Raw genomic sequence first — 26,179 nt, 5'->3', positions numbered from 1 at the left:
CCGTTTGAGGCGTCTTAACGCCTCGGACACACAACTGGGGCTGGCTTTCCTTCGGAAGGCCAGCCCCTTTGTACACCTGTTTAGTTCTTTTTTAAACTAAGAACTGCAGGATAGAGATACCTATAAAAATATTTCCAATTCAGGGTAGAATTCCAAAAGAATTATCTAGACTCTGTGAAGATTAGGAGTAGTTCAACATGGCTGACAACGCCCGCGCGGCACGCATGGCAAAGCGCATTCAAACTATTGTGGCCAGCGCAATCGAACGCGATATCAAAGACCGTCGCCTTGAGTTCGTCACTGTTACCGATGTGACAATGACCGGTGACCTTCATGATGCAAAGGTGTTTTATACCGTCCGTGGAGCATCAATGGAAGAAGAACCAGATCTGGAAGCAGCAGCTGAGGCACTCCACCGCGCACGCGGACAGCTAAGGAAGATCGTCGGCCAGCAGTTGGGTGTTCGTTTCACACCAACTTTGACCTACAGCGTTGATACCGTTCCAGAAGCATCCGCTCACATGGAAGCTCTGTTGGATCGTGCACGCAAGCGTGATGCAGAGTTGGCAAAACTACGCGAAGGCGCAGTGCCTGCCGGAGATGCAGATCCATATAAGGACTCAACCAAATCTGAACCTGAGGAATAACACTAGTGCCGGATAATAGTCAGTTTCATGCTGCATCAGCTCTGGTCCAGGATGCGCAAGCAATTAGTGTTGTCGGCCATCTGCGTCCAGATGCTGATGCGATTGGCAGTGTCACAGCCACAGTTGCAGCATTGCAGCAACTGGGTAAAGACGTTGTTGGCGTCATTGGTCAAACAGATCCAATGCCAGAAAACTTGCTGACCATACCTGGATCGTCAAGCGTTATTTTTGGGCACACCCTGCCTGAATCAGATCTCGTTATCGTTGTTGATTGTGGCTCTATTGAGCGCACTGGAGCATTTGAGCACTTTATTGTGAACAATCGCGACAAGGTGTTAGTAGTTGATCATCATGCAACGAATCCTGGTTTTGGTACCGTCAACTTAATCGATGTGGAAGCTGAATCAACCACCACGATTTTGTATGACTGGTTTGATGCACTGTCTATCCAAATTACGCCAGACATTGCGCATGGACTTTATGCAGGTTTACTCACTGATACTGGTTGTTTCCGGTGGGGCCGTCCTGTGATGCATGACATGGCTAAAGAGCTGATGGAATTTGGCTTAGATATCCGGTCTATTTCCGCAGCGCTTCTTGACCAAACCTCAGTGGATGATTTGCGTCTTGTGGGCCAAATCATTTCGAGGATTGAGTTGCGTGAAGCCGGACCATATACCCTGGCTGTGCTCGTGGCTGATTTTGAGACCATTGATGGTCGATCACGTGCAGTAGTTGAAGGTTTGATCGAAATGGTTCGCGCAGTGGAAGGCGCAGATTTTGGTGCTGTATTCAAAGAATACGAACCAGGTGTTTATACAGTCTCTCTGCGTTCCTCTAATTTGAGTGTTGCATCTTTGGCTGTTCATCTCGGCGGAGGTGGACATATTCCTGCTGCTGGTTATACCGCTCGAGGTACCGAGATGGAAGCTTTAGATACCTTGATTGAAGCGACTGTCACGTTGGGAGAGTCGCTGAGAAGTTCGGTAGGCGTTGATGCCTAACAATGGTTTTGGTCATCAGTCGCACGGAGTGAGCGCCAAACAGATTTTTGGCTTGGCATTCCCCGCACTTGGTGTTCTTGCCGCGATGCCGCTGTATCTATTATTAGATACAGCGGTTGTTGGCACCTTGGGCCGTTTTGAATTAGCAGCTCTTGGAGCAGCCACCACGATTCAAGCTCAAGTAACCACCCAGCTGACCTTTTTATCCTATGGCACAACAGCTAGATCTTCGAGGTTTTTCGGTACCGGGGATAGACAAGGGGCAATCGCCGAAGGCGTACAAGCAACGTGGGTTGCACTGTGTGTCGGATTGGGCATTTTGACGGTGATGCTGCTGGGTGCGCCAACCTTTGCGTTATGGCTCAGTGGTGATGAAACAGTAGCTCAAGAAGCAGGGAAGTGGCTTCGGGTTGCGGCCTTTGCAGTTCCACTGGTGCTCATTATCATGGCTGGAAACGGGTGGTTGCGAGGCATTCAAAATACCAAATTGCCTCTCTACTTCACGCTGGCGGGAGTGATCCCCGGCGCGATCATGATTCCCATTTTTGTGGCTAAATTTGGTCTGGTTGGCTCGGCCTGGGCAAATCTTATTGCTGAGGCCATCACGGCTGCATTATTTTTGGGTGCGCTCGTTAAATATCATCGAGGCTCCTGGTTGCCACAGTGGTCGGTGATGAAACAGCAGCTGGTGTTGGGCCGTGATCTGATTATGCGTTCCTTATCTTTCCAGGTGGCTTTTCTGTCGGCTGCAGCCGTGGCTGCACGTTTTGGTACAGCATCGTTGGCAGCGCACCAGGTGTTATTGCAATTGTGGAATTTCATCACCTTGGTGTTGGACTCTTTGGCGATCGCAGCTCAGACTCTGACGGGCGCCGCGCTTGGTGCTGGAAGCGCTCAGGTTGCGCGGCGTGTGGGAAATCAAGTGATTAAGTATTCTTTGGTTTTCGCGAGTGTTTTGGGTTTGCTGTTTGTGCTGTTGCATTCGTGGATCCCTCGTATCTTTACACAGGATGAATTTGTGTTAGATACGATGCGTTCACCGTGGTGGATCATGATTGCGATGATTATTTTGGGAGGCGTTGTCTTTGCCATTGATGGTGTGTTGCTAGGTGCTGCGGACGCAGTGTTTTTACGTAATGCTTCTATCCTCGCTGTTCTTGTTGGTTTTTTGCCAGGTGTGTGGATTTCTTATGCACTAGATGCAGGGCTTACCGGTGTGTGGTGTGGCTTGTTAGCTTTCATTCTCATCAGGCTTTTCGCGGTGATCTGGAGATTCCGGTCTATGAAATGGGCGCAGTAGTTTCGGCGCGTGGAAAACCATAGGGTGTCATCTGAAGGCATAATGGATAAAGAGTTTTGGCAACTACTTTTGTGGAGGTGACAGGTGACCACAACACTGTGGGCGGTTTCTGACCTCCATGCAGCGGTGAAAGCTAATGCAGATCCCATTCAAAATATCCAGCCCAAAGACCCATCTGATTGGTTGATCGTGGCAGGTGATGTTGCAGAGCGGACAGAGTTGGTGCTGGAGATTTTGGCGCGTCTGCGGAGGCGTTTTGCCAAAGTTATTTGGGTACCGGGTAATCATGAATTGTTTTCTCGCTCGGCAGATCGTTATCAGGGCAGGGATAAGTATTCGGAGTTGGTTGAAGGCTGTCGCAAAATTGATGTGTTGACTCCAGAGGATCCGTATTTAACCTTCGGTGGGGTGACCATCGTGCCGTTGTTTACTCTTTATGATTACTCTTTCCGACGTTCTGGTTTCACCGTGGAACAGGCTGTGCAGGCTGCACGTGATCGGCAAGTGATGATGACTGATGAGTTTTCCATTGCTCCGTTTGTGGATATTCGTGCGTGGTGCTGGGATCGCTTGGCGTATTCGATCAAACGGTTGAGTAAAATTAACGGGCCAACTATTTTGATCAATCACTGGCCTCTTGTTGTGGAGCCGACGTATCAAATGCGGTGGCAGGAATTGGCATTGTGGTGTGGGACTCGGCATACCAGGGGGTGGGCGGAGCGTTATAACGCAGAAGCTGTGATTTATGGACATCTCCATATGCCAGGGGTGACCAACGTAAATGGCGTCAAGCATATTGAGGTGTCATTGGGATACCCGCGTGAGTGGGAGCATTGGACGCAGCAGCATGTGTGGCCATATCCGGTGATGGAGGTGGACAATGCTGGATGAGGCTCTGTTTCCAAATTCAGCAAAGTTTTCCTTTATGACTACTGGGAATACTGTCAATTTAGACAATTTCCATCAGCTGCATCCTTTGGAAAAGGCTTTGGTCGCTCATTCTGTGGATATTCGGAAGGCTGAGTTTGGTGATGCACGGTGGTGTGCTCATCAGGCGTTGCAAGCATTGGGCCGTGATAGCGGTGATCCGATTTTGCGCGGTGAGCGTGGGATGCCGTTGTGGCCATCGTCTGTGTCTGGATCTTTGACCCATACTGATGGGTTTCGGGCAGCAGTGGTTGCTCCGAGGCTGTTGGTGCGTTCAATGGGGTTGGATGCGGAACCTGCGGAACCTTTGCCTAAAGGCGTGTTGGGATCAATCGCTAGAGTGGGGGAGATTCCACAGCTGAAGCGTTTGGAAGAGCAGGGTATTCACTGCGCGGATCGGTTGTTGTTCTGTGCAAAGGAAGCCACGTATAAAGCATGGTTTCCTTTGACTCACCGGTGGCTTGGTTTTGAACAAGCAGAGATTGATTTACGCGATGATGGCACTTTTGTGTCGTATCTGCTTGTCCGTCCGACTCCGGTGCCGTTTATCTCTGGAAAATGGGTGTTGCGCGACGGCTATGTCATAGCCGCCACGGCAGTTACTTGAACAGGGTTTAGAGGGTATTGGGGTGAGCTACGAACACGGTTGCCAGCCGCTTTCCCTTTTCCTCGATAAGGGCGACTGCTTTTCCTGAGGGGGTAACTGCAGCGTGCACACCTTTGAGTCCGCGGGGTTCTAACCATTTACCCATGGAGAGATCGATGCCTTCTTCTTCCGTGATGTCCAAGGTGGGGTAGCTGCGGGTCAGTGCTTGGTCAAGGTTGAGGGAGAGTTCCGGCTGTTCTTGCAGCGTGGCCAGGGGGATGGCGTCGAGAAGCGAAAAAGGGCCGACTTCTGTGCGCCTTAGCGCGGTCAGGTGACCTCCGACGTGCAAAGCGTTGCCGAGATCGCGTGCAAGCGCGCGAATGTAGGTTCCTGAAGAGCAATGGACGCGCACGTCGAGATCGTAGAATGAATCGGTCACGCGGTAGTCCAGGATCTCGAAGACGCTGACGGTAACAGGGCGTGCGGGGATGTCTACGTCTTCGCCATCGCGGACGCGTTCGTGGGCGCGTTTGCCATCAATTTTAATGGCGGACACTTTGGTGGGTTTTTGCATGATATCGCCGGTGAGTTTCGCGATTTCTTCCACAATTGCATCATGTTTTAGTCCTGATGCGTCTGCAGTGGAAATCGTGTCGCCTTCAGCGTCATCGGTGGTGGTTGCAGCTCCGAGTCGGATGGTGGCGTCATAGGCTTTGGTGGAGGCCACCATGTGTGCCAAAAATCGGGTGCCACGCTCAATGCCGACGACAAGCACACCTGTGGCCATTGGGTCCAAGGTTCCAGCGTGGCCAACTTTGCGGGTGGAAAAAGCGCGACGCAATTTAGACACTACATCATGGGAAGTCATTCCGGCGGGCTTATCTACAATCACGAGTCCGGGGTTTGGGGCAGTAGCATTCATATCCGTTGAGTCTATGCCGTAGTCTAAAACGGTGGATATTTGGAGTGGACTAGACCGCGTTCCGGCTGATCTTGAAGGATCAGTAGTAACCATTGGTGTGTTTGATGGGCTCCACAGGGGGCACCAAAGCTTGATTGGGGAAGCTAAAGAGCAGTCCCAAAAGCTTGGCGTTCCGTGTGTTATGGTCACATTTGATCCGCACCCCATCGCTGTGTTTTTGCCGGGCCAGCAACCGACGCGCTTGGCAACACTTGATTACCGCCTGAATTTGGCAGCGGAGTGTGGTGTGGATGCCGTGTTGGTGATTGATTTCACTAAGGAATTGGCAGGACTGAGCGCAGAAGAGTATTTCCACACCATGATTTTGGATACGCTGCATGCGCGTTCCGTGGTGGTGGGGGAGAACTTCACTTTCGGAGTTAATGGCTCCGGCACCGATGAGACGATGATCAAGCTCGGTAAAAAATACGGTGTTGATGTCACTATCGTCCCGCTGTTGCATGATGATGACCTACGGATTTGTTCTACGTTAATCCGTGAATATCTAGACAACGGTGAGATAGAACGTGCCAACTGGGCTCTGGGACGGCGCTATGCGGTGCGTGGCGAAGTAGTTCGAGGCGCTGGTCGTGGCGGCAAAGAACTGGGATATCCCACCGCGAATCTGTATCTGCCTACCTCTGTGGCGCTGCCCACCGATGGTGTGTATGCAGGTTGGTTCACCATCACTGATGACCGCGATATCGACAAGGAAATCTCCCGCGATATTGATGGCACCATGATTCCCGGCGTGCGTTACCCTACAGCCATTTCGGTAGGCACCAATCCCACTTTTGGCGATGAACGACGAAGCGTCGAAGCTTTTGTCCTTGACCAAGAAGCAGACCTCTACGGACACCACGTGATGGTGGAATTTGTGGGCCACTTGCGCGATATGGTCAAGTTCAACGGCATCGATGAGCTTCTCGACGCCATGGCCCGCGATGTCACTAACACCCGTGGCATCCTGGCAAAAGACAAAGAGCTTCTCGACGCAGGCATCCCGCCAAGCGTCTAGATCCGTGCCACTTCGGCACGCTAACGGCGCTGCCAGGGGGAGGGCATCTAGGCTCGCGCGTCCAATGCTTAAGATAGTGCGCGTATACAACATATGTGAAAGGTGAAAACTCATGAGCAAAAAAGCAATTCTTGATATCGACACCGGCATCGATGATGCTCTCGCTTTGGCCTATGCCCTAGGCTCCCCAGAGCTCGACCTCATCGGCGTGACCACCACATACGGCAATGTGTTGCTGGAAACTGGTGCAGTAAATGATCTTGCTTTGCTTGAGCTATTTGGCGCTCCTGAAGTTCCTGTGTACTTGGGCGAGCCACATGCACAGACCAAAGATGGCTTTGAAGTTCTAGAGATCTCTGCGTTCATCCACGGCCAAAACGGCATTGGTGAAGTGAACCTGCCAGCAAGCGAGTCAAAGGCACTCCCAGGTGCCGTGGATTACCTCATCGATGCAGTCAACACTCACGGCGATGACCTCGTGATCATTGCCACCGGACCAATGACTAACCTTTCCGCTGCAATCGCCAAGGATCCAACCTTTGCTTCCAAGGCACACGTTGTCATCATGGGTGGCGCATTGACTGTTCCAGGCAATGTAAGCCCATGGGCAGAAGCCAATATCAACCAAGACCCAGATGCAGCTAATGATCTGTTCCGCTCTGGTGCCGATGTCACCATGATCGGCCTTGATGTCACCCTGCAGACCCTTCTGACCACCCAGCACACCGCTCAGTGGCGTGAGTTGGGCACCCCAGCTGCCATTGCGCTTGCTGATATGACTGATTATTACATCAAGGCATATGAAACCACCGCACCTCACCTTGGTGGTTGTGGCCTTCATGATCCACTGGCTGTGGGCGTTGCCGTTGATCCAAGCTTGGTCACCCTGCTGCCGATCAACCTCAAAGTTGATATCGAAGGCGAAACTCGTGGACGCACCATCGGTGATGAAGTCCGTCTGAACGATCCTGTACGCACCTCGCGTGCTGCAGTTGCTGTTGATGTAGACCGTTTTCTCAATGAGTTCATGACCCGCATTGGACGAGTTGCTGCACAGTAGCAGCGATTAGTTTTGGTGAAGACGCCTTGAAGCTGTTAAGCTCTCAAGGTGGTTTTGCGACTGCGGTCCGCAGCAGTTGCGAAAAGTACACACATCATCCAGCTTTGGCTTGTGATAGATGAGTGAAATTTTTCATGCGGACTGAAATAACTTTTAGGAGACACCATGGCTCTTTCTTCTGAGCAGAAGAAGTCCATCCTTTCCGAGTACGGCCTCCACGAGACCGATACCGGTTCCCCAGAAGCACAGATTGCGCTTCTTACCAACCGCATCAACGGTCTGACCGAGCACCTCAAGTTCCACAAGCACGATCACCACTCACGTCGTGGCCTGCTGCTTTTGGTTGGTCGCCGTCGTGGCCTGCTGAAGTACTTGGCTGACAACAACGTTAACCGTTACCGTGATCTGATCTCACGCCTCGGCCTGCGTCGCTAAGCCTGGTTTTTCCAGACTTTAAACCCGCTTTTCCATTCGCATTTTGTGAGTGGAAAAGCGGGTTTTTGCTGTTTCTCATACTTGTAACACAAATGAATAAAATCGATGTCAGGTAGCCTAAAAAACTGATAGTGGGGAAAATCGGATAGAAATGGTAAAGTTTTTATCGTTCTAGACCCACAGAAATCTTCACGGCGACACCGATGATCGTCGAGCAGAACTAAACATGAGGAGACCTACTCGCATATGAGCGATGTAAAGTACTTCGAAGACACCGAATTTGGCCTGATTGAGGCTGTCGCAACCATCGACAACGGTGACTTTGGAACCCGCACCATCCGTTTCGAAACTGGCCAACTTGCACGCCAGGCTGATGGTGCAGTGACCACCTACCTCGACGATGACACAATGTTGTTGGCTACCACCACGGCATCCAACCAACCACGCGAGGGCTTTGACTTCTTCCCACTGACCGTGGACGTTGAAGAGCGTATGTACGCAGCTGGTCGCATCCCAGGCTCTTTCTTCCGTCGTGAGGGCCGCCCATCCACTGAAGCTATCTTGGCTTGTCGCCTGATCGACCGCCCGTTGCGCCCAACCTTCGTTAAGGGTCTGCGCAACGAGGTTCAGATCGTGGTTACCGTCATGTCCATGAACCCAGAGGATTACTACGATGTCGTAGCAATCAACGGCGCTTCCGCTGCAACTCGTATTTCCGGACTGCCAGTATCTGGTGCTGTCGGTGGCGTACGTATGGCATTGGTCGTGGATGAAAAGCACCCAGCAGGCCAGTGGGTTGCATTCCCTACCCACGCTCAGCACGAGCAGTCCGTGTTCGAAATCGTCGTGGCAGGACGCCTCGTTGAGCGCAAGCGCGGAAACAAGACCTTCTCTGACGTTGCAGTGATGATGGTTGAAGCTGGCGCTTCCGAAAACGTTGTCAACCGCGTCAAGGATGGTGCACCAGCACCAACCGAGAAGATCGTTTCTGAAGGCCTTGAAGCTGCAAAGCCATTCATTGACATCCTGTGCCGTGCACAGGAAGGTCTGGCGCAGCGCGTTGGAAACGCAACCAAAGAATTCCAGCTGTTTCCTCCATACACCGATGAGGTGTATTCCGTTGTCGAGCGCAAGGTATCCAAGAAGCTTGCTTCTTTGTTGACCCTGAAGGCTAAGCAGGATCGCGACGACGCAACCAACGCGTACATGGAAGAAATCGAAGCTGAACTGCTTCCTAAGTTCGAATCTTCTTACGGAACCGCTGCAGAAGCATCCAAGGAAATTCGTGCTGCCTACAACGCAGTCATGAAGGCAATCGTGCGCCAGATGATCCTCACAGATCACTTCCGCATCGATGGCCGTGGTGTCACTGACATCCGTGACCTCGCTGTTGAGGTGGAGCTTATTCCACGTGCACATGGTTCCTCACTCTTCGAGCGTGGCGAGACCCAGATCCTCGGTGTTACCACCCTGGATATGCTCAAGATGGAACAGCAAATCGACTCCCTGGCACCAGGCGATGCGAAACGCTACATGCATCACTACAACTTCCCTCCATACTCCACCGGTGAAACCGGACGTGTGGGTTCCCCTAAGCGCCGCGAAATCGGCCACGGCGCCCTTGCAGAGCGCGCAGTTCTGCCAGTGATTCCTTCCCGTGAAGAATTTCCATACGCTATCCGCCAGGTCTCTGAGGCATTGAGCTCTAACGGCTCTACCTCCATGGGCTCTGTCTGTGCTTCCACCCTGTCCCTGTACAACGCTGGTGTGCCACTGAAGGCTCCAGTTGCAGGTATTGCAATGGGACTGGTTTCCGGTGAAGTTAACGGTAAGACCGAATACGTTGCACTGACCGACATCCTCGGCGCAGAAGATGCATTCGGCGATATGGACTTCAAGGTTGCCGGCACCGCAGACTTCATCACTGCACTGCAGCTGGACACCAAGCTTGATGGTATTCCATCCAAGGTACTCTCCGATGCGTTGGAGCAGGCACGCGATGCCCGCCAGACCATCTTGAACACCATGGCTGATGTCATCAATGGTCCTGATGAGATGAGTAAGCATGCTCCACGCATCACCACCGTGAAGATCCCAGTGGCTAAGATCGGTGAGCTGATCGGACCTAAGGGTAAGAACATCAATGCTCTTACCGAAGAGACCGGTGCAAACATCTCCATTGAAGATGACGGCACCGTATTCATCTCTGCTGCTGATGGTGCATCTGCTGAAGCTGCGATCGAAAAGATCAACGCTCTGGCTAACCCACAGCTGCCAAAGGTCGGCGAGCGTTTCCTCGGAACCGTTGTCAAGACCACCGCTTTTGGCGCATTCGTTTCCCTTCTTCCAGGCCGCGATGGCTTGGTTCACATCTCCAAGCTGGGTAACGGAAAGCGTGTGGAAAAGGTCGACGATGTTGTCAAGGTTGGCGAGAAGATCCAGGTCGAGATCGCTGATATCGACAACCGTGGCAAGATCTCCCTTGTCCCAGTTGTTGAAGAGGACTAGTTAGATCTAGCTCTGAGATATAAGTAAATGGCACCAAACCTATGAAAGGTTTGGTGCCATTAGCTTTTTCCACGTTGGCAGGATAGCGCGCTCGCGGCTTAGTGAACGATATCTATAACAACCCTGCTTGGCTCTTCCAGCAACGTCACAGAATAGCTACGCGGTGGGCCTGAAACACCAATAAGTATCTGCGCACGAGCCTCAAAGATACTGGTTAAATTGATATCTTCAACGATGCCAGCTCCAGGATAAGGCCCATTTTCAATACTCGGTACAGACGCTTGATCAGGATAACCAATTCCTTCAATATTGACATCCAAGAAGGAATCTCCAGAGACATCAACCGGTAGACCTGAAGCTTGCTGCACCGGCTCAGTTGTCCAATCAATCCACCAACCAGGTGTGCTCTGGCTCGCAGCAATATCTATAACAACTCGAGTAAAGCTTTCATGCTCAGCAACACGGATGTTGGCGATAGACATATCAAATTCACCAACAGGGGAGAGTTGCTTTTGATCCAGCGATGGATTGCCTAATGGGGGTAAAGCCGTAGGCGTAGGGGATGTAGTGGGCTGGGCAGGAGTAGTTGGTGACGGACTTACTTCCGGAGGTGTATCGGTTGCAGTAACTGGCGGAGCGGTTTCAGTCTCTGTAACAACCGGTGGAGCAGAAGTAGATGGAGCTCCACTTCCGCCCTCACAAGCGCTCAGGAACAAAGCGGAAACCAAGAGCGCCACAATGCTTCCAGCAGGACGTGGGGTGAACAGCATCTTCAGTCTCATACTTCAAAGGTAGTTCGACCTGCTTGAGAAAAGGCAGGATTAGGTTAAACCGATGAGAAATTGTTAAGTATTAAGTTCTTTTGAGGGGTCTTTGTGCGACTCATTCTTGGAAAAACTACAGTTGTAACATCAGACTAACTGTCGTGTAGTGCGTGGATATGCATGGATATCAGCAACCAATAAGAACGTGCGTCTAGACTAGTGAACGTTTGAAAGACTCTTTGCACACGTAATTGAAGGAGAATGATGGGAATCAAGGTTGGCGTTCTCGGAGCCAAAGGCCGTGTTGGTCAAACTATTGTAGAAGCTGTCAACGAGTCAGATGATCTTGAACTCGTAGCTGAAATTGGTGTTGATGATGATCTGAACATTCTCGTGGAGCAAGGTACTGAGGTCGTTGTCGATTTCACTACTCCAAACGCAGTGATGGGTAACCTGGAATTTTGCATTAAAAATGGTATTTCTGCAGTCGTAGGAACCACCGGTTTCGATGATGGTCGCCTAGCACAGGTGCGTACATGGCTGGAGGATAAGGACAACGTTGGTGTTCTTATCGCCCCTAACTTTGCCATCTCTGCAGTTTTGACCATGGTCTTTTCTAAGCAAGCTGCACGTTTCTTTGAGTCTGCTGAAGTTATCGAACTTCATCACCCAAATAAGTTTGATGCTCCTTCCGGCACTGCAATTCACACCGCACAAGGTATTGCTCAGGCACGTAAAGAAGCCGGCATGGATGCGCAACCAGATGCAACTGAGCAGGCGCTAGAGGGCTCCCGTGGAGCCAACGTAGATGGCATTCCTGTCCACGCAGTGCGTATGTCTGGCATGGTTGCTCATGAGCAGGTCATTTTTGGCACCCAGGGTCAGACGCTGACCATCAAACAAGATTCCTATGATCGCAATTCTTTTGCACCTGGTGTCCTAGTTGGCGTTCGTAATATTTCCCAACACCCAGGTCTTGTTGTAGGCCTAGAGCACTACCTCGGACTTTAATAAAAAGTCATATAGAGCAGCTATATCAGCGGGCAAGATTTTCTTTAAGGAGCGTTAACAGGCTGTGGCCGAACAAGTTGAATTAAACGTGGAGTTGATTGCGTGCAGCTCTTTTACTCCACCCGCTGATGTGGAATGGTCAACTGATGTTGAAGGCGCTGAGGCACTCATAGAATTTGCAGGTCGGGCCTGTTACGAGACCTTTGATAAACCCAATCCGCGTACTGCGTCTAATGCGGCTTATCTTCGCCACATCATGGAGGTCGGCCATACGGCGCTCTTAGAACATGCACAGGCCACGATGTATCTGCGAGGGATTTCTCGATCAGCAACTCATGAGTTGGTGCGGCATCGGCATTTTTCGTTTTCTCAGCTTTCGCAGCGTTTCGTCCATAGTGGGGAACCAGAAGTTGTGGTGCCATCGCTGATTAATAATGATCCTGAGCTTCGCGAATTATTTATGCGCGCCATGGATGAATCTCGGTTTGCCTTCAATGAATTACTTTCTGCGTTAGAAGAAAAACTCATCGACGAACCAAATGCGTTGTTGAGGAAAAAGCAAGCGCGTCAAGCTGCTCGAGCAGTTTTACCTAATGCCACGGAGTCCCGGATTGTCGTATCCGGTAACTTCCGTACCTGGAGACATTTCATTGGAATGCGCGCCAGTGAACATGCAGACGTGGAAATCCGTGAAGTAGCGGTAGAATGTTTAAAAAAGCTGCAGGTAGCAGCACCAACTGTTTTTGATGATTTTGAAATCGAGACACTTGCGGATGGTTCACAAATGGCAACCAGCCCGTATGTCATGGATTTTTAACGCAGAGCTCAAACCCAGGAGCTAAAAAAATCATATAGTTAAGGCAATATTTCGTATATAAATGGCTTTCGCAAAACTTCTCGTTTAAACAAAGATTTTAAGACAGACTTACTTAAAACACAGTTGTGCGAAAGTAGTTACGTTTTTTGTGGGGTAGTTTAACCCCCAAATGAGGGAAGAAGGTAACCTTGGACTCTATGAGCACAGGTTTAACAGCAAAGACCGGAGTAGAGCACTTCGGCACCGTTGGTGTAGCGATGGTTACACCATTTACGGAATCCGGAGACATTGATATCGCTGCGGGTCGTGAGCTTGCGGCGCACTTGGTTGATAAAGGTCTGGATTCTTTGGTTCTTGCGGGTACCACTGGTGAATCACCAACAACAACCGCTGCTGAAAAACTAGAACTGCTCAAGGCCGTTCGTGAAGAAGTTGGAGATCGTGCGAAGCTCATCGCCGGTGTCGGAACCAACAACACACGTACCTCTATTGAACTGTCTGAGGCTGCTGCCTCAGCTGGTGCAGACGGCCTTTTAGTTGTCACTCCTTATTACTCGAAGCCGAGTCAAGAAGGATTGCTGGCGCACTTCGGCGCAATTGCCGAAGCAACTGAGGTTCCTATTTGTCTTTATGACATTCCTGGACGATCAGGTATCCCAATTGAGTCTGATACCATTAGACGCCTGAGTGAAATCCCTAGCATTTTGGCGGTCAAGGACGCCAAGGGTGACCTCGTTGCAGCCACGTCATTGATCAATGAAACGGGACTTGCCTGGTATTCAGGCGATGACCCACTAAACCTTGTTTGGCTTGCTTTGGGCGGATCAGGCTTCATTTCCGTAATTGGACATGCAGCTCCCACAGCATTACGTGAGTTGTACACAAGCTTCGAGGAAGGCGACCTCGTCCGTGCGCGGGAAATCAACGCCAAACTATCATCGCTGGTAGCTGCTCAAGGTCGCTTGGGTGGAGTCAGCATGGCAAAAGCTGCTCTGCGTCTGCAGGGCATCAACGTAGGAGATCCTCGACTTCCAATTATTGCTCCGAATGAGCAAGAACTTGAGGTTCTCCAAGAAGACATGAAAAAAGCTGGAGTTCTATAAATATGAATGATTCCCGAAATCGCGGCCGGAAGGTTACCCGCAAGGCGGGCCCACCAGAGGCTGGTCAGGAAAACCATGTGGATACCCCTGTTTTTCAGGCACCACATGCTTCCAACCAGAGCACTGTAAAAGCTGAGAGTGCCGGAACCGACAATCGGGATTCTTCCCAGGCTGCTCCGGCTAAAGAGTCTGGAGACTCCCAGTCCGATAACGGAAACGGTGGCGGAAATAGCGGTAACGGTGGCAACAACAACCGCAACCGTTCTTCCAACAACCGCCGTGGTGGACGTGGACGTCGTGGAGCTGGAAACTCCAACGAGGGCTCCAATAACAACAGTGGATCTAACAACAATGGCGGAAACCAAAACCGTCAAGGTGGCAACCGCGGTAATCGTGGTGGCGGACGTCGCAATGTTGTGAAGTCCATGCAGGGCGCTGACCTGACTCAGCGTCTGCCAGAGCCACCAAAGGCTCCGGCAAACGGTCTGCGTATTTACGCACTCGGTGGTATCTCTGAAATCGGCCGTAACATGACCGTATTCGAATACAACAACCGTCTGCTCATCGTTGACTGTGGCGTACTGTTCCCATCCTCTGGAGAACCAGGCGTTGACCTGATTCTTCCAGACTTCGGTCCAATTGAGGATCACCTGCACCGTGTTGATGCTTTGGTGATCACCCACGGACACGAAGACCACATTGGTGCTATCCCATGGCTGCTGAAGCTCCGTAGCGATCTCCCAATTTTGGCTTCTCGCTTCACCTTGGCTTTGATTGCTGCAAAGTGTAAAGAACACCGCCAGCGTCCAAAGCTCATTGAGGTTAACGAGCAGTCCAATGAGGATCGCGGACCATTCAACATTCGTTTCTGGGCGGTTAACCACTCCATCCCAGATTGCTTGGGCCTTGCTATCAAGACCCCAGCTGGTTTGGTTATCCACACAGGTGACATCAAGTTGGATCAGACTCCTCCTGATGGACGTCCAACTGACCTGCCTGCACTTTCTCGCTTTGGCGATGAAGGCGTCGACCTGATGCTGATTGATTCCACAAACGCCACCACCCCAGGTGTTTCTGGATCTGAAGCAGAGGTTGTTCCAACCCTGAAACGCATCGTTGGAGATGCAAAGCAGCGCGTTATTCTCGCTTCTTTCGCATCCAACGTTTACCGTGTGCAGGCTGCTGTTGACGCAGCTGTTGCATCCAACCGTAAGGTTGCCTTCAACGGTCGTTCCATGATTCGTAACATGGAAATTGCGGAAAAGCTTGGCTACCTGAAGGCACCTCGCGGAACCATCATCTCTATGGATGATGCATCCCGTTTGGCGCCGCACAAGGTCATGCTGATTACCACTGGTACCCAGGGCGAGCCAATGGCTGCGCTGTCTCGTATGGCACGCCGTGAGCACCGTCAGATCACTGTCCGTGATGGCGATCTGATCATCCTTTCTTCCTCCCTGGTTCCAGGTAACGAAGAAGCTGTGTTTGGTGTGATCAACATGTTGGCTCAGATTGGTGCGACTGTGATCACCGGTCGCGATGCCAAGGTGCACACCTCCGGTCACGGTTATTCCGGAGAGTTGTTGTTCTTGTACAACGCTGCTCGTCCAAAGAACGTTATGCCAGTTCACGGTGAATGGCGTCACTTGCGTGCCAACAAGGAATTGGCTATCTCTACTGGTGTCAACCGCGAGAACGTTGTGCTTGCACAAAACGGTGTTGTTGTTGATTTGGTTAATGGTCGCGCACAGGTTGTTGGCCAGATTCCAGTCGGTAACCTCTACGTTGACGGTGTCACTATGGGCGATATCGATGCAGATATCTTGGCAGACCGTACCTCACTCGGTGAGGGCGGATTGATCTCGATTACTTCTGTTATCGATAACCGCACCGGCCGTCTCTTGGAGCGTCCAACCGTTCAGACCAGTGGCTTCTCTGAAGATGCGAAGTCCATGATGCGCGAGGTCACCGAGCTGGCTGAGACCACTATGAATGACTTAGCAGCAGAAGGCGAAAATGATCCATACCGCATGGTTCAGCACCTTCGCCGCAAGCTGACTCGTTTCGTTGAGCAGAAGTGGAAGCGTAAGCCGGTCATCATGCCGACTGTCATTCCAATGACTGCAGAGACCACACACATCGGCGACGATGAGGTACGCGCTTCACGCGAGTCTCTCTAAGCATTACGCTTTTCGACGAAAAGACCCACCAAGGGCCCACTCTTCTTGTGAAGGGTGGGCCCTTGTCGTGTAAAACACGGTTCATTGGATGGGTAGAGAAAACACCCCAGTTCCATTCAGTCCTGGGGTGTTTTAAATAAGCGGGAGTGTTAGAAGAGCTGCTGGGCTTTTTCCCTAAAAAGTTTGAGGCGTATAGACTTGGCAATTTTCATATGATCTTCTGCCAATGTGCAGGCAAGTTCCTCATCCCGGTTTTCAATCGCTCGGATCAGAGCCTCGTGCTCATCAAGGGACTCTTTCCACCTATTTGATACAGCAAGGGTAGGCCTTGGCGTCTGAATAAGGTGGGTAGTGAGGCGCTCTAAGATATCCACCAACACTGAATTCTGAGTTGCTTTCCAAATTGCTGCATGGAACTCCAAATTGGTAGCAATCATTTCAGCGTTACTGGGGCTTACCAGGGAACGGTCTCTTGCTAGAAGTGATTCCAGTTCTAAAAGGTTAGATAAGGAATGCGAGCGGGCTGCTTCGCGTGCAGCGGTTCCTTCTAGTTGAATGCGCAGATCATATACTTGCACGACACTTTCAGGATTAGCTGCAGGTACTTTGAGTCCGCGGTCTTCACGAACTAACAAGCGCTCTTGTTCCAAGCGAGAGAGCACTTGGCGCATGGGAGTACGTGAGATGTCAAAACGCAAGGAAAGAGGGATCTCTTTGAATGGCGTACCGGCTGGGTGTGTACCCGCAAGGATTTCACTTCGTAGCTCCTCATAAATGGAATCTACGTCGATTTTTCGCGATTCAGCCATTACGGGTACCTCCTAACAAGAGAGTTCTTCAGCATTAATTCATCTTAGCGTTATGTGGATTAAGCAATTGCCCCGGCGCGTCGACCAAAGACACAACCTGCTGCAAGTCCGGAACCACCTGGGTAGTTGGTGCTGAAGAGTCCACCGAGCATTTCACCCGCTGCGTAGAGTCCTTCAATGTGCTTGCCGTCCGCATCTAGTACGCGACCTTCAGTATCGGTTTTGACTCCGCCAAAGGTGAAGGTAATGCCACAAGTCACGGCGTATGCGTAAAATGGCCCGTTTTCTAGTGGGGAAGCCCAGTTGGATTTTACGGGGGTAGTAGAAGATGACTTGCCGTCCTTGACGGTTGGATCAAAATCAACTGAGCGGTCAACCTTGGTGTTGTAATCCGAGATGGTCGAAGCTAAAGCCTGTGGATCAATGTTGATCTTTTCAGCAAGCTCTTCGATGGTATCTGCTTGCTGGACTGAAATCCCAGGCATATCGTATTCTTCGGTGCGTAGCATTGGGCGTAATGTGGCATCGAAAATCTGGTACGCGATGGAATCCGGCTGCTTGAGGATTTCCTTGCCGTATTTTGCGTAGGTGTAGTTTCTGAAGTCGGCGCCTTCATCCAAGAAGCGTTCACCATTCTTGTTGACGATTGCTCCGAGGAAGTAGCTCTGGCGAGTGAGTCGGTTGGTGAGCTCTCGGTTGGATTCATTATTTGGTGTGAATGCATCCCACTGTACGGAGTGGCATGTGGAGAAATCTCCGCCCTTGGCTGCACCGATTTCAAGAGCTGCCTTGATCATGTCGCCCTGGTTGTATGGAGTGCCACGAACCTTTGCGTTTTCCCAACCTGCTCCGAGGTGCTCTTCGCGCCACTGAGGGTTGGATTCGTATCCGCCGGCAGTCATGATTACTGATTCTGCACGAAGCTCAAAGTCTCCATCGGTGTTTGTACCTCGGACACCAACTACGCGGCCTTCTTCGGTAATAAGTTCTGCTGCACGGTGCCCATAACGAATATCGATGCCGTTTTCCAAGGCGACGCGTGTGTGGTCAGCAATGAGTCCTTCTCCGCCGCCTACATTTCCTACATGCAGTCCACCCCAGAAGAGGAAAGAGCCATCGGGACGCTCATATGCCTGACGTTCGTACATGAGGCGGTACTTCAAGCCTAAGTTTTTGAGCCAGCGCAGGGTAGGGGCTGCTTCCTTAACCAAAACCTCGGTGAGGGCTGGATCATTTTTTCCTTCAGTCACCTTTACTAGGTCTGCAGTGTATTCTTCCGCGGAGTATGGAGGAACGACGGTGTTTGCATGGCGCTCATCGTATTCGATGAAATCCTGGAGATCCTCAAGTCCATCGTGTGGAATGCGGGTGGCTCCAGCGGTGTAGAAGCTGTTTCCGCCGGCCATCTCTTCGAGGCCTCTTTCAAGGAGGATTACTTTTCGTCCGCGTGTAGCTGCAGCAAGGGCTGCGGTGAATCCGGCGTTTCCTCCGCCAACTACAACAACGTCAGCAGAGTGTGAATCATGAGCATTAGCTTGGTTCATGATCATCCTTTCGAGGTGGGTTAAAGTTCCAACACTTTGTATACAACTGTATTCATAATGTTTTGTCAAGCGCTTTGTTTAATAAAAATTCCATTAATTACTGATAATAAAAACAAGAAACGGTGAAAACTTTGTTATTTCTTTCAAAATTAGGGGTTGTTGTGATTTGAGTCATGGTGTACAAATGTATACAAACGTTCAAGAGTGTTCGAGAGGGGAACTTGATATGAGTGACTACTTAAGGAGTGGTTCATGAAATCTTCACAACTCAGATTGGGAATTTTTGCAGTGCTTGTAGCTGTGGTCGCAGCTTTTGCACTGATGAGCGCCGCTTCGAGTGGTGGCGTGAGTACAGCTCGAAGCAAACTGACAATTGTGGCTCCAGCTGCTCCTGGTGGCGGATGGGATGGTTTTTCCAGGGAAGCGCAAGCTGTAATGCGTAACCAGGGAATCGTCAGTAACCCCCAGGTAGTCAATATCCCGGGCGCCGGTGGAACGATTGGGCTTAGTCAGTTTGTTCAAGAGGCGGGTCGCGAAGATATGCTTTTGACTACAGGCGGCGTCATGGTCGGTGCCATTGAATTAGCAGATAATGAAGAATCATTTGCAGATGTCACGCCTATTGCCCGTTTGGCAGATGATTATTCAGTACTGGTAGTGCCTGCTGATTCACCGTTCCAGACCTTGGAAGACTTCCTTGTCGCTTGGGAAGAAAATCCAGGTGAGAACTCTATTAGTGGTGGCTCATTGGGATCCATCGACCATTTGCTCAGTGGGCTTTTGGCACAAGCTCGTGGAATGGACCCGGCTGCCGTTAACTACATTGCATATTCTGGAGGCGGCGAAGCCCTCAACTCACTTCTTGCACACACCACGGCAGCTGGCATCTCTGGATATAACGAAGTCAAGGATCAAATCGAAGCGGGAACACTTCGTGCGCTGGCAATTTCTTCAGAAGAACGCCTCGAAGGCGACAGTGTCCCAACCTTTATGGAACAAGGCGTAGATGTCTCTATGTCGAACTGGCGAGGATTCGTTGCCCCTCCGGGGATCAGTGAAGAAGCAAAACAAGAACTTTTGAGCATTATTTCTGAGCTGAAAGACCAACCAGAGTGGCAAGAAGCTGTGAAAAGAAATAGCTGGGTGGATACCTACCAAGTAGGCGAAGATTTCGAATTGTTTATTGAAGAAGAAGTCGCCACCGCACAACAAATTGTTAAGGAGTTGGGACTATGACCGTAAATCAGCCTCTTGATCCTGCGCACGGCGCCAAGTTAGAAGAACTTGATTCGCCAGAGGATTTGGTTCATCACGAAGATGAATCACTTGGAACTAAATCTCGTTGGGGCTGGCTCGCCGGCCGAGGAGAACTGGGATTTGTTGCAGTTATCGTTATCTTCGCCACGGTGATGCTTTATGGCGGATTAACCATGACGGTGCTGGGATCTCAGACACCTGGCCCTCAATTTTTCCCCATCCTTATCGCAGTACTCCTTTATATGGCGGCAGCAGCAATTCTGTATTCAGTATTGACACACCCTCAGCTTCCTGATGGAGAGCCACATCCAGGGCGCGGTAACTTCTCCAAAGATTTGCTTTCTGATATCGGCATGGTCGACCGAGAAAGAGTTCGACGCCGGTACAGTCGCTATTCCGAGCAGTGGACAACCTACTCCGACTGGAAAACTGTTGGTTTAGTTGTTGTTGGTTTGGTCGTATTCATCGTTGCTCTCAAGCCTGTTGGGTGGATACTTTCAGCGACATTTCTGTTCTGGATGGTCGTTCGAGCATTGGGATCTAAGCGCACATTTTTTGACCTCGGTGTAGCTCTACTTTTTGCATCAATCATTCAATTGGCATTTAACGAAGGACTGGGATTGCCACTCCCTCCCGGCTTCTTGGAAGGACTGCTCTAATGGATCAACTCTCGCTACTTTTTGACGGTTTTGCTAATGCCTTAACCCCAATGAACCTGCTCTGGCTTCTTATCGGAGCAATTCTTGGAACCGCAGTGGGTGTTCTTCCTGGCCTCGGTTCGGCCATGGCTGTTGCTCTCTTGTTGCCTATTACCTTTGCGCTTGATCCAACTGGCGCATTCATCATGTTCGCCGGAGTCTATTTTGGTGGACTCTTCGGAGACTCCACTGCCGGTATTTTGCTAAATACGCCAGGTAATTCCTCAGCTATTGCATCTACATTTGAAGGTCACCGCATGGCGCGAAGTGGCCAGGCTGCTAAAGCTCTTGCAACTGCAGCGCTGGGTGCTTTTATTGGTGGATTGATCGCAACATCACTGGTGGTATTTTTCGCTCCAACACTGGTGAAACTTGCGACAGTATTTGGTCCTGCTGAGTACTTTGCTTTGGCGGTTGGTGCGTTCTTGGCTATCTCGGCTGTGGTTGCTGAATCCGTCTTCCGTGGTCTTGCGGCCCTGGGCATTGGTTTGGCGCTTGTCATGGTTGGTATTGATGGTCCGTCTGGAACCGCTAGATTCACGTTCGGAAATCCGGACTTCTTTGATGGTATTTCCATCATCGTGATTACTGTGGGATTGCTTGCGCTTGGTGAAGTTCTTCGAGTCGCATCTCGAATTCATCGTGAGGAAATGCCAACCTTGATTCAGCCAAAGGGTATGGCTCGTTTGTCCAAGGCTGATTTCCGAAGAGCTTTGCCTGCATGGCTTCGTGGAACCGCATTCGGTGCACCATTTGGTCTTATCCCTGCTGGTGGTTCTGAAGTTCCAACATTTTTGGCGTACGGTACCGAAAAACAACTAGCGAAGCGTGCTGGTGATACAGACTTTGGCACAACGGGATCAATCAAGGGACTTGCAGCTCCTGAAGCTGCAGGTAATGCCACCGCCGGAACTGCCATGGGTGCGCTCCTCGCGTTGGGACTTCCGACTTCAGCAACTGCGGCAATTATGCTTGCAGCTTTCCAACAGTACGGAATGCAGCCAGGACCTTTGCTCTTTGAAAGGTCTGGAGATCTTGTTTGGGCATTGCTGGCTTCTCTCTTCTTGGGCCTTATTATTCTCTTGATCCTTAACTGGTCTTTCGCACCGCTGTGGGCCAAGCTTCTGAATATTCCTCGCCCTTACCTCTACGCAGGCATCACAGTATTGTCCGTACTGGGTGTGTACTCGGTGGGATCATCAGTATCTGACCTCTGGATTCTGACCGGCTTGGGACTTCTTGGACTGATGATGCGCCGCTTTAATATCCCTATTGCCCCAGTGCTTATTGCAGTAGTTCTGGGACCAATGGCAGAGACTGAATTGCGCCGTGCGCTAGCAGTTTCTGAAGGTGATCTTTCCATCCTGGTTGCTTCGCCAATTACATGGGGAATTTACGGATTCCTGGCACTTGGACTTGCGATCAGTGCCTACCAGCACCTGCGTCACCGCTACTTAAACAAGAAGGAAGAGACGCAGAAAGTGGAGGAAGAACTCGCCACTGCATAAAACGATGAGACTAAGAGGCGTTAAGGAGTATTTTCCTTAACGCCTCTTTTGCGTAGTGGGTACTGACTGAACAGTTCAACCTGAGATGAGAAAAGTGTCTAGGCTCGTAGTCATGAAGCTTTCGGATGTGGAAAGAATTGCGCTCAAAGATGCCCTTTTATTGAAGGGGCCCGATGCGCCGACCCTTTGTGGTGAGTGGACCACCAGAGATCTTGCAGTGCATCTGTATGTGCGTGAGCAACATCCATTATCTAATTTGAAGGCTCAGCTTCCCTTTGGTGGCAATGCTTCAGATGATCTGACTGCAAAGACTGCACAGCGTTCTTTTGAAGAGGTTGTAGAAGAGTGGGCAGCGGGACCAAAAGGGATGAATCCATGGTGTGCCCTTGATTCCATTGGTAATGGTATGGAGCATTACATCCATCATGAAGATGTATTGCGGGGAGCAGCGGAATCGAGCGCGGATGTGGACGTGCGTCCATTATTGCCTGAGCATAAAAAACAATTACTTCGGATTTTAAAGCTTTTAGCCCCACGGTTGGTTAAGTCACCTCGGCCGGTTGTGCTGTGGCCAACAGGATTACCGCGCATCGTCTTGCATGAGGGTAGGGGAGTTACCGCTGAGGGGGCAGATGTCTGTCGGGTAAGCGGCGAGGTAGGGGAGCTCTTATTGTGGGTATCTGGTCGAGACATCGTGAAACTTACATTTGATGGTAATCAGGAGGGCATTACTCGAGGCGGTTTTTAGAAAATTTGAACGAACTGCGTGGTGCTTCTGGGATCAGAGTGGTTTGAGCGACTAGAGTTAGGAGCATGACTGTCAGAAACGGCGCACCCAAGCGGGGAAGCTCACGAGGATCAGGAAAGTCAACAGGGCCAAAAACCACTGCGACTACCAGGCGGAGTAAACCAACGACCAGCTCATCGCGGAGCAACGGTGCTGAAACTGCTGCGTTTTCATCCTCGATGACGGCACGTCGTGCTGCTGACACATCCGAAGAAAGGACTGGCAGTGCGTTTCGTGCTGTTGGTTCGGGGATCGGATCCCTTTTTGGGGCTACCGCGAATGGATTGGGTAAGATGACCCGTTCTATCGGTGAGATAGGTCGTCGCCGTGATGATGATTTTGACGATGATTTTGAGGAGGAGAGCACAACGAAACCCGCCGCACGGAAATCGCGGAGCAAGGCTGTTGAGCCGGAATTGGAACTCGATGATGATTTCGACGAGTCCTCAGGTGGTCGACCTTCTGCTTATATAGAGGAACATGCCGATGGTTTTGCATTAAGCCTCATTGGAGTTGCGATTGTTCTGGGTGCTGCAGTATGGCTCGGAATCGGTGGGCCAATCGGCACGTTTATTGCAGATATTGTTCACCTTGCAGTGGGTGCCGGAGCATGGATCTTGCCAGTCGGTCTTATCGGTGCGGCAATTGCACTTATGCTTCGCTACACCCCGGAGTATCACGCTCAAGGTCGCGTTAGTTTTGGTATTGGCGTGATCATCGTATGCATGTTGGCATTGATCCACCTCTTTGCAGGAAATCCTGCTGAGTGGGAGGGTCGAATGACTGCCGGAGGCGCCATTGGCGCCTGGATTGGCACCCCGCTGGAAATAGGTTTTTCTGTTTATCTAGCAGTGCCAATTCTCCTGCTATTGCTGTTTTGGGGAGCCCTGAAAACAACGGGTATTTCTATTCGCGAATTCATAGAATTTGTTGGAGGATTTTTCGGCTTCGCAGGTTTTAACCGCGATGAAGATGCTTTCGATGAAGAAGACGATGATCTTTATGGACATGTGGAACGCGAGTTGGAATCTCGCGCCAGTGGTCGAGCGCCAAGTCGAACTCCAAGCAGGTCTTTGCCGAGGACGCCACCTCGTCGTACGCCACCGCCATCGGTAACTCCGCCACCTACGCCGGTACCAACACGCCGCCCAGCGGCGTCGCTGGATAAATATCCAGTTGAGGAGGCAACTCCTCAAGCCTTTCCTGAACCGCAAGTAGCGCAGAGGGAGGCGTCGATAAGCAGCTTGAAAAACCCTAGCGTGACTGAAACCGATGAATTCCCAGCGGTTACTGAAGCGGATTTGGAGTCGGCTGCGGCGACGGACGCTGTGGCGGCGTCACGCGAGAGCATGCGTCAGGCAATTATTGCGCGTTCGGGTAAGGATCCAGTTGTGCAAAAGAAGCCGGCTGCTCCTGTTATGAAACCAGCAGCGGCACCGGTAGTTACCGCTCCAGCTGCTTCGCCTGTTGAAATCGTGAGCGACGGCGACAGCTCATATGTGTTGCCGAGCGCTGATCTGTTGATCCCAGGTGAGCCAGCGAAGCTGCACTCAGAAACTAACGATCGCATGATTGAAGCCATTACTGATGTGTTCAGTGAATTCAATATCGATGCGGCAGTGACCGGTTTCTCGCGTGGACCGACAGTAACCAGGTATGAGATTGAGCTGGGACCTGGCGTTAAAGTTTCGAAGATCACCAATTTGCAATCCAATATTGCCTACGCGGTGGCCACAGAAAATGTTCGCTTGCTGACCCCAATTCCAGGCAAATCAGCAGTGGGAATTGAGGTACCTAACTCAGATCGCGAAATGGTTCGTCTGGGTGACGTCCTGAATGCGCCTTCCACCGTGGAAAATAAAGACTCCATGTTGGTTGGTCTGGGCAAGGACATTGAAGGTGACTTTGTATCCTATTCCGTGCAGAAAATGCCACACCTTTTGGTGGCAGGTTCCACCGGCTCTGGTAAATCAGCATTCGTGAACTCATTGCTGGTGTCTATTCTCACGCGCGCAAGACCAGAAGAAGTACGCCTGATTCTGGTTGATCCAAAGATGGTGGAACTGACCCCTTATGAAGGTATTCCGCATCTGATCACTCCAATCATTACTCAGCCCAAAAAAGCCGCGGCAGCACTGCAGTGGCTAGTGGAGGAGATGGAGCAACGCTACATGGATATGAAGCAGACCCGTGTGCGCCACATCAAGGATTTCAACCGCAAGATTAAATCCGGTGAAATTGAAACCCCATTGGGCTCAAAGCGTGAGTACCGTGCGTATCCCTACATCGTGTGTGTTGTAGACGAGCTGGCTGACTTGATGATGACTGCGCCGAAAGAAATTGAAGAATCAATCGTGCGCATCACCCAGAAGGCTCGTGCGGCCGGTATCCACCTGGTGTTGGCAACACAGCGACCATCCGTGGATGTTGTCACCGGTTTGATTAAAACCAACGTGCCATCTCGTCTTGCCTTCGCAACCTCATCTTTGACTGACTCTCGCGTTATCTTGGACCAAGCCGGAGCAGAGAAGCTCATTGGTATGGGCGATGCTCTATTTATTCCTCAGGGTGCAGGAAAACCTCAACGTATTCAGGGTGCTTTTGTTACCGATGAGGAAATTCAAGCCGTTGTGGATATGGCAAAGGCCCAGCGCCAGCCTGAATACACCGATGGTGTGACTGAAGATAAGGCTGCGGAAGCGAAGAAGGTCGATGCAGATATTGGTAATGATCTGGAAGATCTTCTTGAGGCAGTAGACCTGGTAGTGAACTCACAGATGGGCTCTACTTCCATGCTGCAGCGCAAGCTGCGCATTGGTTTCGCCAAGGCTGGACGCCTGATGGACTTGATGGAAAGCCGAGGCATCGTAGGCCCATCAGAAGGCTCCAAGGCTAGAGAAGTATTGGTCAAGCCAGAAGAGCTAGAGACAATCATTTGGATGCTCAAGGGTGCTGATCCTGCAGACGCGCCGAAGGAAGAGTCTTGGGAGGATGAAGAATCTGCTGAAAGCGCAGAGGCTGAAACTGAGACTACGAATGTTGTGCAAGCGGATCCCTCCAGAGGGGTCTTCTAGTTTAAATTTTTAATCGGGCATTTTTGTCATCAAGTTGTATGTGATGATGAAAAGTGCCCGATTATTTTTGTTTAAATCTATTTTTGCCCGAGTGAGGATTTCGTTGGGGGCTGTAGTGGGGCTGTAGTGGGGTCTGACAAGAACACAGTTCTACAACGATTGCTCAGCCCGGGGTGGCGAT

At 50.9% G+C, this 26,179-nt stretch carries 23 protein-coding genes; 18 read left to right on the top strand and 5 right to left on the bottom strand.

The window, feature by feature from the left end:
- Positions 1-197 precede the first annotated feature (197 nt).
- The 5 genes from rbfA (at position 198) to ccrud_RS08600 (ending at position 4,485) form a co-directional block, all read left to right on the top strand.
- Positions 198-647 (top strand): 30S ribosome-binding factor RbfA, encoded by a 450-nt coding sequence (gene rbfA, locus ccrud_RS08620; protein ID WP_066566249.1) that lies wholly within the window; start codon positions 198-200, stop codon positions 645-647.
- A 5-nt stretch (positions 648-652) separates the two neighbouring features.
- On the top strand, positions 653-1,651 hold the full coding sequence (locus ccrud_RS08615) for a DHH family phosphoesterase (protein ID WP_066566246.1): 999 nt from the start codon (positions 653-655) through the stop codon (positions 1,649-1,651).
- Entirely contained in the window at positions 1,644-2,951 is a 1,308-nt protein-coding gene (locus ccrud_RS08610) for an MATE family efflux transporter (RefSeq protein WP_066566242.1), read from the top strand. The genes ccrud_RS08615 and ccrud_RS08610 overlap by 8 nt, the downstream gene beginning before the upstream one ends.
- A gap of 84 nt (positions 2,952-3,035) precedes the next feature.
- Positions 3,036-3,842: a metallophosphoesterase family protein gene (locus ccrud_RS08605; protein ID WP_066566241.1), complete on the top strand. Its 807-nt coding sequence runs from the start codon at positions 3,036-3,038 to the stop codon at positions 3,840-3,842.
- Positions 3,832-4,485: a 4'-phosphopantetheinyl transferase family protein gene (locus tag ccrud_RS08600; RefSeq protein ID WP_066566240.1), complete on the top strand. Its 654-nt coding sequence runs from the start codon at positions 3,832-3,834 to the stop codon at positions 4,483-4,485. The genes ccrud_RS08605 and ccrud_RS08600 overlap by 11 nt, the downstream gene beginning before the upstream one ends.
- A gap of 7 nt (positions 4,486-4,492) precedes the next feature.
- Here the strand turns inward: ccrud_RS08600 and truB are convergent, their stop codons facing one another.
- Complete coding sequence (gene truB / locus ccrud_RS08595; protein WP_066566239.1) at positions 4,493-5,386, bottom strand: tRNA pseudouridine(55) synthase TruB; 894 nt, start codon at positions 5,384-5,386, stop codon at positions 4,493-4,495.
- A 31-nt stretch (positions 5,387-5,417) separates the two neighbouring features.
- Here truB and ccrud_RS08590 point away from each other — a divergent pair, with 31 nt between their 5' ends.
- The 4 genes from ccrud_RS08590 (at position 5,418) to ccrud_RS08575 (ending at position 10,446) form a co-directional block, all read left to right on the top strand.
- Positions 5,418-6,443, top strand: a complete 1,026-nt coding sequence (locus ccrud_RS08590; RefSeq protein ID WP_066566236.1) for a bifunctional riboflavin kinase/FAD synthetase — start codon at positions 5,418-5,420, stop codon at positions 6,441-6,443.
- Positions 6,444-6,555: 112 nt separating this feature from the next.
- Entirely contained in the window at positions 6,556-7,503 is a 948-nt protein-coding gene (locus ccrud_RS08585) for a nucleoside hydrolase (RefSeq protein WP_066566235.1), read from the top strand.
- Between the two features lie 165 nt (positions 7,504-7,668).
- Entirely contained in the window at positions 7,669-7,938 is a 270-nt protein-coding gene (gene rpsO, locus ccrud_RS08580) for a 30S ribosomal protein S15 (protein WP_066566217.1), read from the top strand.
- Positions 7,939-8,184: 246 nt separating this feature from the next.
- The gene (locus ccrud_RS08575) at positions 8,185-10,446 is read left to right on the top strand and encodes a polyribonucleotide nucleotidyltransferase (RefSeq protein WP_066566215.1); all 2,262 of its coding nucleotides are present in this window, start codon (positions 8,185-8,187) and stop codon (positions 10,444-10,446) included.
- A gap of 98 nt (positions 10,447-10,544) precedes the next feature.
- On the opposite strand, the gene ccrud_RS08570 is transcribed toward ccrud_RS08575, so the two are convergent.
- Positions 10,545-11,228, bottom strand: coding sequence for an AMIN-like domain-containing (lipo)protein (locus tag ccrud_RS08570; protein WP_066566213.1), 684 nt, complete (start codon positions 11,226-11,228; stop codon positions 10,545-10,547).
- A gap of 246 nt (positions 11,229-11,474) precedes the next feature.
- Here ccrud_RS08570 and dapB point away from each other — a divergent pair, with 246 nt between their 5' ends.
- The 4 genes from dapB to ccrud_RS08550 all read left to right on the top strand — a co-directional run bounded on the left by dapB (position 11,475) and on the right by ccrud_RS08550 (position 16,321).
- Positions 11,475-12,221, top strand: coding sequence for a 4-hydroxy-tetrahydrodipicolinate reductase (gene dapB / locus ccrud_RS08565; protein ID WP_066566210.1), 747 nt, complete (start codon positions 11,475-11,477; stop codon positions 12,219-12,221).
- 64 nt (positions 12,222-12,285) lie between these two features.
- Positions 12,286-13,038 (top strand): FAD-dependent thymidylate synthase, encoded by a 753-nt coding sequence (gene thyX, locus ccrud_RS08560; RefSeq protein ID WP_066566204.1) that lies wholly within the window; start codon positions 12,286-12,288, stop codon positions 13,036-13,038.
- A 197-nt stretch (positions 13,039-13,235) separates the two neighbouring features.
- Entirely contained in the window at positions 13,236-14,141 is a 906-nt protein-coding gene (gene dapA / locus ccrud_RS08555) for a 4-hydroxy-tetrahydrodipicolinate synthase (RefSeq protein WP_066566201.1), read from the top strand.
- Between the two features lie 2 nt (positions 14,142-14,143).
- Positions 14,144-16,321: a ribonuclease J gene (locus ccrud_RS08550; RefSeq protein ID WP_066566197.1), complete on the top strand. Its 2,178-nt coding sequence runs from the start codon at positions 14,144-14,146 to the stop codon at positions 16,319-16,321.
- Between the two features lie 149 nt (positions 16,322-16,470).
- Here ccrud_RS08550 and ccrud_RS08545 read toward each other — a convergent pair whose 3' ends face one another.
- Positions 16,471-17,130 (bottom strand): GntR family transcriptional regulator, encoded by a 660-nt coding sequence (locus ccrud_RS08545; protein ID WP_066566192.1) that lies wholly within the window; start codon positions 17,128-17,130, stop codon positions 16,471-16,473.
- A 59-nt stretch (positions 17,131-17,189) separates the two neighbouring features.
- A complete protein-coding gene (tcuA, locus tag ccrud_RS08540) occupies positions 17,190-18,674 on the bottom strand; it encodes an FAD-dependent tricarballylate dehydrogenase TcuA (RefSeq protein ID WP_099092690.1) in 1,485 nt (494 codons plus the stop codon).
- Between the two features lie 252 nt (positions 18,675-18,926).
- On the opposite strand from tcuA, the gene ccrud_RS08535 reads away from it, so the two are divergent.
- The 4 genes from ccrud_RS08535 (at position 18,927) to ccrud_RS08520 (ending at position 22,885) form a co-directional block, all read left to right on the top strand.
- Positions 18,927-19,910 carry a Bug family tripartite tricarboxylate transporter substrate binding protein gene (locus tag ccrud_RS08535; RefSeq protein ID WP_066566180.1) on the top strand — a complete coding sequence of 328 codons (984 nt, stop codon included), beginning with the start codon at positions 18,927-18,929 and terminating at the stop codon, positions 19,908-19,910.
- Entirely contained in the window at positions 19,907-20,590 is a 684-nt protein-coding gene (locus ccrud_RS08530; protein WP_082868800.1) for a tripartite tricarboxylate transporter TctB family protein, read from the top strand. Before ccrud_RS08535 ends, ccrud_RS08530 begins: the two co-directional genes overlap by 4 nt.
- On the top strand, positions 20,590-22,137 hold the full coding sequence (locus tag ccrud_RS08525; protein ID WP_066566177.1) for a tripartite tricarboxylate transporter permease: 1,548 nt from the start codon (positions 20,590-20,592) through the stop codon (positions 22,135-22,137). The genes ccrud_RS08530 and ccrud_RS08525 overlap by 1 nt, the downstream gene beginning before the upstream one ends.
- A gap of 112 nt (positions 22,138-22,249) precedes the next feature.
- A complete protein-coding gene (locus tag ccrud_RS08520) occupies positions 22,250-22,885 on the top strand; it encodes a TIGR03085 family metal-binding protein (RefSeq protein WP_066566174.1) in 636 nt (211 codons plus the stop codon).
- Here the strand turns inward: ccrud_RS08520 and ccrud_RS08515 are convergent.
- Positions 22,866-23,129 (bottom strand): hypothetical protein, encoded by a 264-nt coding sequence (locus ccrud_RS08515; protein WP_157776018.1) that lies wholly within the window; start codon positions 23,127-23,129, stop codon positions 22,866-22,868. The two genes, ccrud_RS08520 and ccrud_RS08515, sit on opposite strands and share 20 nt — an antisense overlap.
- Between ccrud_RS08515 and ccrud_RS08510 the strand changes: the two genes are divergently transcribed.
- Entirely contained in the window at positions 23,104-25,998 is a 2,895-nt protein-coding gene (locus ccrud_RS08510) for an FtsK/SpoIIIE family DNA translocase (protein ID WP_066566166.1), read from the top strand. The two genes, ccrud_RS08515 and ccrud_RS08510, sit on opposite strands and share 26 nt — an antisense overlap.
- Positions 25,999-26,179: the final 181 nt, after the last annotated feature.

This window comes from Corynebacterium crudilactis (genome assembly GCF_001643015.1).
Taxonomy (GTDB): domain Bacteria; phylum Actinomycetota; class Actinomycetes; order Mycobacteriales; family Mycobacteriaceae; genus Corynebacterium; species Corynebacterium crudilactis.
The sequence above is the reverse complement of the archived record's forward strand: the minus strand, read 5'-3'. Positions and strand labels throughout refer to the sequence as shown.

Coding starts and splice junctions, on each gene's coding strand:
- ccrud_RS08600 (WP_066566240.1), top strand. CDS start 3,832: ATGCTGGATGAGGCTCTGTTTCCAAATTCAGCAAAGTTTTCCTTTATG.
- ccrud_RS08575 (WP_066566215.1), top strand. CDS start 8,185: ATGAGCGATGTAAAGTACTTCGAAGACACCGAATTTGGCCTGATTGAG.
- dapB (WP_066566210.1), top strand. CDS start 11,475: ATGGGAATCAAGGTTGGCGTTCTCGGAGCCAAAGGCCGTGTTGGTCAA.
- ccrud_RS08530 (WP_082868800.1), top strand. CDS start 19,907: ATGACCGTAAATCAGCCTCTTGATCCTGCGCACGGCGCCAAGTTAGAA.
- ccrud_RS08585 (WP_066566235.1), top strand. CDS start 6,556: ATGAGCAAAAAAGCAATTCTTGATATCGACACCGGCATCGATGATGCT.
- tcuA (WP_099092690.1), bottom strand. CDS start 18,674: ATGAACCAAGCTAATGCTCATGATTCACACTCTGCTGACGTTGTTGTA.
- rpsO (WP_066566217.1), top strand. CDS start 7,669: ATGGCTCTTTCTTCTGAGCAGAAGAAGTCCATCCTTTCCGAGTACGGC.
- ccrud_RS08610 (WP_066566242.1), top strand. CDS start 1,644: ATGCCTAACAATGGTTTTGGTCATCAGTCGCACGGAGTGAGCGCCAAA.
- ccrud_RS08535 (WP_066566180.1), top strand. CDS start 18,927: ATGAAATCTTCACAACTCAGATTGGGAATTTTTGCAGTGCTTGTAGCT.
- dapA (WP_066566201.1), top strand. CDS start 13,236: ATGAGCACAGGTTTAACAGCAAAGACCGGAGTAGAGCACTTCGGCACC.
- ccrud_RS08510 (WP_066566166.1), top strand. CDS start 23,104: ATGACGGCACGTCGTGCTGCTGACACATCCGAAGAAAGGACTGGCAGT.
- ccrud_RS08520 (WP_066566174.1), top strand. CDS start 22,250: ATGAAGCTTTCGGATGTGGAAAGAATTGCGCTCAAAGATGCCCTTTTA.
- truB (WP_066566239.1), bottom strand. CDS start 5,386: ATGAATGCTACTGCCCCAAACCCCGGACTCGTGATTGTAGATAAGCCC.
- ccrud_RS08545 (WP_066566192.1), bottom strand. CDS start 17,130: ATGGCTGAATCGCGAAAAATCGACGTAGATTCCATTTATGAGGAGCTA.
- ccrud_RS08525 (WP_066566177.1), top strand. CDS start 20,590: ATGGATCAACTCTCGCTACTTTTTGACGGTTTTGCTAATGCCTTAACC.
- ccrud_RS08570 (WP_066566213.1), bottom strand. CDS start 11,228: ATGAGACTGAAGATGCTGTTCACCCCACGTCCTGCTGGAAGCATTGTG.
- ccrud_RS08550 (WP_066566197.1), top strand. CDS start 14,144: ATGAATGATTCCCGAAATCGCGGCCGGAAGGTTACCCGCAAGGCGGGC.
- rbfA (WP_066566249.1), top strand. CDS start 198: ATGGCTGACAACGCCCGCGCGGCACGCATGGCAAAGCGCATTCAAACT.